Annotated in this window: 7 protein-coding genes, 1 tRNA gene and 1 pseudogene; 1 reads left to right on the top strand and 8 read right to left on the bottom strand. The window is 41.2% G+C overall.

Annotated features, from left to right (window positions below):
* Window positions 1–377, top strand: a pseudogene (locus LD028_RS01355) (hypothetical protein); the annotation flags it as partial.
* 147 nt (window positions 378–524) lie between these two features.
* On the opposite strand, the gene LD028_RS01350 reads toward LD028_RS01355, so the two are convergent.
* The 8 genes from LD028_RS01350 to LD028_RS01315 form a co-directional block, all read right to left on the bottom strand.
* Window positions 525–2,489 (bottom strand): TRAP transporter permease, encoded by a 1,965-nt coding sequence (locus tag LD028_RS01350; RefSeq protein ID WP_237810674.1) that lies wholly within the window; start codon window positions 2,487–2,489, stop codon window positions 525–527.
* A complete protein-coding gene (locus tag LD028_RS01345; RefSeq protein ID WP_237810673.1) occupies window positions 2,482–2,991 on the bottom strand; it encodes a DUF1850 domain-containing protein in 510 nt (169 codons plus the stop codon). The genes LD028_RS01350 and LD028_RS01345 overlap by 8 nt, the downstream gene beginning before the upstream one ends.
* Before the next feature lie 72 nt (window positions 2,992–3,063).
* Window positions 3,064–4,044 (bottom strand): TAXI family TRAP transporter solute-binding subunit, encoded by a 981-nt coding sequence (locus LD028_RS01340; protein ID WP_255706567.1) that lies wholly within the window; start codon window positions 4,042–4,044, stop codon window positions 3,064–3,066.
* A gap of 281 nt (window positions 4,045–4,325) precedes the next feature.
* Window positions 4,326–5,516 carry a DUF5667 domain-containing protein gene (locus LD028_RS01335; protein ID WP_237810672.1) on the bottom strand — a complete coding sequence of 397 codons (1,191 nt, stop codon included), beginning with the start codon at window positions 5,514–5,516 and terminating at the stop codon, window positions 4,326–4,328.
* Between the two features lie 198 nt (window positions 5,517–5,714).
* Window positions 5,715–6,587 carry a DMT family transporter gene (locus tag LD028_RS01330; protein WP_237810671.1) on the bottom strand — a complete coding sequence of 291 codons (873 nt, stop codon included), beginning with the start codon at window positions 6,585–6,587 and terminating at the stop codon, window positions 5,715–5,717.
* 250 nt (window positions 6,588–6,837) lie between these two features.
* Window positions 6,838–6,910 (bottom strand) — tRNA-Val (locus LD028_RS01325).
* Window positions 6,911–7,013: 103 nt separating this feature from the next.
* Window positions 7,014–7,646 (bottom strand): hypothetical protein, encoded by a 633-nt coding sequence (locus tag LD028_RS01320; protein WP_237810669.1) that lies wholly within the window; start codon window positions 7,644–7,646, stop codon window positions 7,014–7,016.
* A gap of 150 nt (window positions 7,647–7,796) precedes the next feature.
* Window positions 7,797–8,558 (bottom strand): RNA-guided endonuclease InsQ/TnpB family protein (locus LD028_RS01315; protein ID WP_237810667.1); only part of this gene is annotated, 762 nt, incomplete at its 5' end.

Here is an 8,558-nt window from a genome sequence, read left to right as displayed (position 1 = left end):
CACAAGCCATTTTCGAAAAACAAAAAGCTGGAGAGATTACTCGTGAACAAGCAAAACAACAGCTTGAAGCACTCGGCATTTCTTTCCCTAAAAAAGAGGACAAACTCAACGAATTACTCACTAACTTAGACGAAGATACAAAAGCAAAAGCGCAAGCCATTTTCGAAAAACAAAAAGCTGGAGAGATTACTCGTGAACAAGCAAGACAACAGCTTGAAGCACTCGGCATTTCCTTCCCTAAAAAAGGGGACAAACTCAACGAATTACTCACTAACTTAGATGAAAATACAAAAGCAAAAGCGCAAGAATTGATCGAGGAAGCAAAAGAAAAACTCGCTGAGCTTGGTGTAGACCATCTCCCACACCGCGGATTTTAGTTTGGGAAAGCCCTCAATTGGCGTGGGATCTTTCTAGCATGTTGCTACCAAAAGAAAAGATAGAACGCATGATACTGATGGCACCTAAAGCAACACCACTCCCGTCGATCCAAAAAAGAATCCTTTGCTTGTCGCAAAGGATTCCTTTTATTTTCCTTTCGTATGTTGATGGGCATCGCGTTTCCAAATGAATTGTAAAACAAGTAAAATCGCAAAACTACCGAGCCCGATGACATCTGACCAAAATGTCGGATTAATGAGCATAACCCCAGCTGTAACAGAGAGAATTCGTTCCACCCAATGTAAACTACGGAGCCAATATCCAATCATTCCTGCTCCAATCGCAATCATCCCTGTCACGGCCGTAAAAATGACCCAAAGCAACTCTGTTGTTGTTGTATTAATCATCAACAATTGTGGAGATAAAACGAACATATACGGAATGATAAAGGCTGCAATCGCCAATTTAGCAGACTGAATCCCCGTTCGAATCGGCTCTCCCCCCGATACTCCCGCTGCCGCAAACGCTGCAAGCGCAACTGGAGGAGTAATGTCCGCAATAATACCGAAGTAGAAGACGAATAGATGTGCTGATAAATCAGGAACACCGAGTAAAATAATTGCCGGTGCCGCAATAGTTGACGTAATGACATAGTTGGCAGTCGTCGGTGAACCCATTCCTAACACAATGGCCGCAATCATCGTTAAAAATAACGTCGGCAACAATTGTCCTCCCGCAATATCAAGCAAGCCGTTCGCTAGCTTTAACCCTAAACCTGTTTTTGTGACGATCCCAACAATAATTCCCGCTGAAGCTGTCGCTGCTGCTACACCTAAAGCTGTGCGCGCCCCGTCTACAAGCGCATAAATGAGATCTACAGGCTTCATTTTTGACGCCCGATTCAAAAACCCGACTACAATAGCAATGACAATTGAGTATAACGCAGCATGTGTGACAGTTACACCTGCCATCAATAACGCAATGACTGAAACGATAGGCACTAATAAATAAATTTTCTTAAGCACTTCTTTTCGGTCAGGCATTTCTTCTTTAGACAATCCACTTAATCCGATCCGTTTCGCTTCAAAATGTGTCATAATCCAAATGCCCGCAAAGTACAAAAGCGCAGGAATCGTCGCTGCTTTCGCAATATCCCAATACGTCAATCCCCCACCGATAAATTCAACCATAAGAAACGCTGCTGCTCCCATAATAGGTGGCATCAATTGTCCACCCGTGGACGCCGCCGCTTCTACCGCTCCAGCAAACTCTTTTTTGTATCCAAGTTTTTTCATCATCGGAATCGTAAATGATCCAGAGGTGACGACGTTCGCCACTGAACTTCCGCTAATCGTTCCTTGGAGAGCACTTGAAAAAATCGCTACTTTCGCCGGACCGCCTGTGCTTCGACCTGCAATGGCGACGGCTAAATCATTAAAATATTGCCCGACACCTGTTTTGACGAGAAACGAACCAAACAGTAAAAACAAGAAGATAAACGTCGATGATACCCCTAATGGTGTACCTAAAATACCTTCTGTCGTAAAAAACATCGTTTGAACTAAACGCTGCAAACTTAAACCACTATGACGCAAAAAGTTTGGCATCATTTCGCCAAAATAGCCGTACGACAAAAATAAAATGGCGATAATCATAATTGGCAATCCAACAGCCCGTCGCGTCGCTTCTAATACGAGTACGATTGCCATTACTCCCACATAGAAATCCCAGTCCGTCAACAAACCGGCACGCATAACGATCTCATCGATATGCATCGGCCAATATGCGCCGACGTAGATACTTAACAACGCCAGCACAATGTCATACCAAGCAATTTGCAGTTTTCCACGCTCCCTTTTTCCGCGGCGAGCAGGAAACAAAAGAAAGATTAAAGCTAAAGCAAAACCTAAATGAATGGAACGTTGAATTTGGGCTGTAAACACACCAAAAATCGCCGTGTACAATTGGAATAACGAGAAAGCGAGCAATCCGACAAACGTAACCTTTTGAAAAACACCCGTCAATTTACGTGTGTTCGATTCAGGATCGTATTTTTCTAATATTTGTTGTTGCTCTTCCGCCGACAACGTTTCAAACTTCTCTTTATCCATCGATGTTCACTCCTTTCATTTGTTGCCATACGCTCATTCGAATCGGAACAATGCGCACCCATACCCCTTGTCCAATTTTTTCACCGAGCATGATTTGCTTTCCTTCATAGACGAGGCGATGGTTCGCTCGCACTTGTCCGATACGAAGATGGATCGCTGGAAAATGACGGTTCATGTTCGTAATCACATATTTGCCATCTCTTTTTTCAAATACTTCATCTCCTTCGGCGTCTGCAGGCATCCCAATCCCGAAATTTTCATACGTTAATTCTGTTAACACAAATTCTTCATTAGTTATGTTGTACGTTTCAACAACGTCAGTTAAGTGGATGGAATGCGTATAAACGATTTGAAAGGATGGCGATTCATGTATTGGAAGAAAGGCGATGAGTTTATCAGAATCTTCCAAGTAAAAAGCAATGACCAGTTTATATGGAAAAAAGAACACGAAAGCGATCACGGTGAAAAGGGGCAAAAAAAAGAAACGTTTCCATGAAAGCACGTGAGACCCCACCTTTAAACAAACGAAACGATAGACCGAGCAACGTCGGTCTATCATGCATCCATCTGATCGTTATTTTACACCTTTTTCAGTAAAGTATTTTTCTGCTCCTGGGTGCAATGGCATATCGCCAATTCCATCAAGTGCTGTCTCTGCTTTAATTAATTTTCCTTTCGCATGTGTAATTTTATCTGTGTTTTCAAAAATCGCTTTTGTAATATTGTATACTGTTTCTTCGTCTAAATCTTTACGGACGACAAGCATCGCTTTTACCGCGACCGTTGTCACATCAGAATCGATGCCGTACGTCCCAGCCGGAATCGTATCTTCCGCATAGAACGGATATTTTGCGATTAATTCTTTTACTTTATCAGCAGCAATCGGAACAATTTTTACTTCTTTCTGAGCCGCTAATGCTTCTACTGCCCCAGTTGGCGTACCCGCTGTCACAAATGCAGCGTCAATGTTTCCAGCTTGAATACCGTCTACAGACTCATCGAAAGACAAGTTTTGTACTTTAATATCATCTAACGAAATACCGTGAATTTCTAAAATTTGTTGTGCATTCGCACTTACACCTGAGCCAGGTGCACCAATCGATACAGTTTTACCTTTTAAGTCTTCAACCGATTCAATGCCACTATCTTTTGTTGTGACGATTTGAACCGTTTCTGGATAAAGTGTACCGATAGCTTGCACGTTTTCTACTTTATTTCCTTCAAACATTAATTCTCCATTTAATGCGTAAGAGGCAATATCCGTTTGTGTAAACGCAATTTCTGCTTCACCTTGTTTTAATGTATTCATATTTTCTGCTGAAGCACCTGAAGATTGAGCATTCGCATTAATACCTGTCTCATCTTGAATAATGCTCGCCATCGCTCCACCGAGCGGGTAGTATGTACCACCTGTTCCCCCTGTTAAAATGCTAATGCTTGTAACTTTCTCTTTTTCTCCCTCGCTACCGCCTGTGTCATTGTTACCACATGCTGCAACAATCATTGTAATCGCTAACAACAAGGCGAATAAAACTCGACTGCGTAGTTTCTTCAATGATAACACCCCTTTTTCTTTTTTTATAAAAACACAATACTATAATAACATATACACCTAGAAAATTGTCAAACAATTATGAGATAATTCCCAATTTATTAATCATTCACCAAAAGTTACGTTTTTTATAACAAGCGTCGCTTGTATTCCTAAGAGAAATCTCATAAGCCGATCCGTTTTTGTACATCACGTTCAACGAAGAAGTGGTAAAATTTTTTATGTCACCAAAAAGAAAAAAAGCCAGCTAGACGCTGACTTTCGTAACTATTCAACCATTTTGTTTATTCATCATCTTCTTCGTGGTTTTCGTCATTCGTTTCGTTATACTGTTCACTTTCATCTTCCTGTTGCTCTTTTTTCGCTATGTTTTTTCGCTCTCTTTCCTTTATCTCTTCTTTACGCTCTTTCCATTTCTTTTTTCGTTCTTCTACTTTTTCTTTTATCTCTTCCTTACGTTCTTTCACCTTTTCTTTTATCTCTTCTTTACGCTCTTGCGCCTTTTCTCTTATCTCTTCCTTACGTTCTTGTGCTTTTTCTCTTATCTCTTTCTCAATCTGTTTTCGTCCCTTTTCTTGCGCTACTTGTTCGACTACATTTTCTTCATTTTGTTTGTTCGACTCCGAATCGACCACTTCCGTACTCAAAGATTCAACCGTTCCAACTTTCTTTTCAACACGAGCGATCATTTCTCCTGATTGTTTGACAAATGCTGTTTGTGTCGCTCGTTGTTTTTTCTCATATTTTTCTTCTAACTCTTTCAACTTTATCTCTGCTTCATCTGGTGTAATTTTTCCTTCTTTCAATTGCTTAGCTATTTCATTTTTCTTCTCTTCGTATTTTTGCTGTTTCTTCGCAAGTTTTTCTTCGAGTTTCATTGTCATTCTCGCAATATTTGCTGTAAGCGCTTCTTTCGCTTTTTCGTTTTTTATTTTTTCAACGAGTTGTTGAAGAACGAGAATATTTTTTGTTACTTTTTCATCCATTCCATCTACTTTCTCTTCCATTTCTTCATTTTCAACCGCTTGATCTTCTGTTGATTTTCCTACTTCGATCGCAAGCTCCTGCTGCTCAAACGCTTTTTCTAACGTTTCTTTCGCAAGTTGTTCATTCCCATTTTCCAACAAAACTTTAGCTTCTAATATTCTTTCCTTCGCCAAATCTGTTAATAGTTTCGCTTTCTCCACTTCATCAAATGTAAGTGCTAACTGAATCCGTTCAACAAATGTTTTGAAAAAGTAAAGGAATTCACCAGGGACTATCGTTGGCTTTTCCGATTCGTCCATTACATCTGCTACCTGTACTTCTGTCCAATCTCCCTTCTCTTCCGAAGGTGCTGATTCCCCTTCGAATGATTGTTCAACTTCTTGTTCTATTTGTGTTTCTTCTCCTTCAGCTTGTACATCAATACTGTTTAATTGGATAAAAGCGAGAGAAAATACGACTGCAAATAAAACACGAAAAAACGGCTTCATTTTCCTCACCTCGCATCATTTTATGTGATAAGTCTCTTACTTTAAGTATCGAAAAAATATCTCAGCTTTTCAAATCCCTTTTTTCCTAAAAAAATTAGAAATTTGCCCCAAAACCATTTAGTACACAGGACCTATCTTGCCACTCACCTCATAATACGCAAAAAGAGAGGAAACTCCTCTCATTCACGCTGTCTTTCTTTACTTTTTCTCAAACACAGCAACAATAACTCCGACAATAATAAGCGCCCCACCAATCCAAAATGAAACATGTAATTGCTCATGTAAAAACAGCCAACCGAACAAAGAACCGACAAGCGGCTGGAAAAAGAAAAAGAGCGAACCGATACTAGCATCCATCATTTCCATCCCTTTATTCCAAAGAAAAAACGCCCCTGCGGTTGACACAACGCCGAGATAAATGACCCCAAGCACAACAGGAAACGAAAAAGTTACAGACGCCACTTGCCACCATTCCCATACCATCATCGGTGTTGTACCAATCCATGCGACAAAAATCGCATAAGTCGTCATGACTAATACCGACAGACGATCCGATGCGATTTTGACAAGCACCGATAAAAGCGCCCACGTTACTGCCGCTCCAACGAGTAGCACGTTTCCAAAAAACGAGGTCGTCTCCCCTTTACCAAATCCAACAACGACAACAACCCCTGCCGTCGCAAGCAAAAGCGCACTTAGTTTTCGTAACGTTAGCGCTTCATTTAACATCCAACGAGCAAAAATGACAATGAAGGCAGGCGTGGCTGACGTAATGAGCGAAGCCGTATGCGCATCCGACCATTTCGTCCCGACAAACTGTAATGAAATAGAAACGACATACCCGACGATCCCAATCGATATGATATGCTTCCAATCTTCTTTTTCTTTTGGCACCGGAACACGTTGCACCTGTAAAATTGCCCATAATACAAAAAAAGCAACCGCATAGCGAAGCCATACGAGCGTAAATGGCGGAACATAATCGAGCACATATTTACTTACGACATACATGCCACCCCAAATGCTCGCCGCAAGCGACAAATACAACGAACCGAAAAACGTTTTTCTCATCTAGCTTCCCTCCGTCTTTTTTCTTTTTTCTACAAGACGGAACGTGCGCTTGCCCCGTCTTAGAAGCAAGCAACTGGTTGATCGTTCTCAAACAAGTACATATACATGTTCTTCACCCCTATACGATGGTTATTTTTCATTGTATCAAATTTTTCTATTTTTCATAATAATAATTTTAAAATGTCCTTAGTCATCTCGCCATTCCACAAACAAAAAACCCGAGCTCTTTTACAGAACTCGGGTTTTCCGATGATTCCGACTGGGCTCGAACCAGCGACCTCCACCCTGTCAAGGTGGCGCTCTCCCAGCTGAGCTACGGAATCGTATGTTGTTGTCCTATCGAACACATTTTTTATTATACTGATGTCCCCCCACATTGTCAAATATTTTTTTTGAAAAATTTTTTAGCCATTGCCTAGGCAATGGCTAATGACGGATAAAGTCGATATGCGTGCCTTGGAAAAGACCGTCTTTATATTCGTATGTGACGATTAAACTGCCGATGTATTCCCCTTTTTTTCGTTCGAGAAGTAATACGGCCTTCAGTTTTTGTTTATCGAGCGCGTATTTTAAAAAGCGATCGAACGTCACTTTGACGCCTTTCTCGCCTTGACGGTTATACGGAATGAGCGCGTGCACATGATCGATAATCAGCTCTGTTCCTTCGTCTGTTTCCCTCATCTTCACGCTCTTCAAAACAACGGTGCGCGGATCTTCGACGATCATTTCTTCTATCCCGTTTTCGTGATGGGCAAATACGTGCACTTCGTTTTTATACGTGCCGTTGCCGCGCGCTTTCACGAGAAAAACGACAATATCTTCTTTTCCATCTTTTGTGACATCTACCGAATGCAATTGCGGAATCGCCTTCGGATCATTGACATGCTCCCATTCCGGAAACGCATACGTCTGTTGACCGACGTGAAGCGTAAAATGACGCACCCAATCTCCATCTTCTTTGCCACATAGTTGTACGTTTGCTTCCTCTAATTTTTTTGTGCAAGTATCCCCATTGAACAAAAGCGCTGTCATAACCGATAATAATAATGATAAAAACATACGCATCCTCCATACTTTTTCATTTAGTGTCAACTACCCAACGACTAAAGTCGTGGGCTTGCAACTCCCCAGAAGTGCAAGCGGATGTTATCCTCCTTCCTTCACTTGGGGTTGCATCAGGGCAGGTTGACAACTACCCAACAACAAAAGTCATGCTTTTGTTGTTTCTTCAACGATGTACTCGATTCCTTTTCGTTGAAGATTCATCGCACCAACTCGGTCATCGTTTGATGTGTATTGGCATGTTTGGCAACAAAACGTGTGCGTTTTCTTATTTCGGTTTGCTTTCTCTGTATGTCCGCATTTTGGGCACGTTTGGGACGTGTATGTTGGGTCTACCACAATCACTTTGGCTTGGTGTTTGCGTGCTTTGTACTCGATTTTTTGTCTTAAATCATAAAACGCCCAAGATACCATTTCATACCGATGGTTAACGGACACTTTTTCTGTTCTTTGGCGAACGCCTGTTAAATCCTCTAACACAAACAGCGTGTTCTTGCCATAACGCTCAACGAGTGCCTTACTGATGCAATGGTTGACATCTTGCATCCAACGGTTTTCTCGTTGACCGATTTTCTTTAATCTTCTACGGGCAGACGGAGTTTGCTTTTTTTGTAGTTGTCTGCGGAGTTGTTTATACTTTGCTCGTTTGTGTTTGATGTGTCTACCTTTGAAAAATAGCGTCTGTCCGTTTGAATCATAAACAGTCGCAAGAAAATTTACGCCCATATCTACGCCAACCACTTGGCAAATGTGATGAAGGTTCGCTTCTTCCATTTCTTTGGATACAGGAATATGGAGAAACCACTTTTGATGTTTATTCACTAACTTTGCTGTTCCAAACGTCCATGTTCCGTCGAAATACGTTTCAAGTCCTTTCGTTTGAAAAGGAACTTTGATTCGTCCTTCTAA

This window comes from Anoxybacillus sp. LAT27, assembly GCF_022030075.1.
In the GTDB taxonomy this organism is placed as follows: domain Bacteria; phylum Bacillota; class Bacilli; order Bacillales; family Anoxybacillaceae; genus Anoxybacillus; species Anoxybacillus kestanbolensis.
Note: the sequence above shows the minus strand (reverse complement) of the source record. Positions and strands in the feature narration are given on the sequence as shown.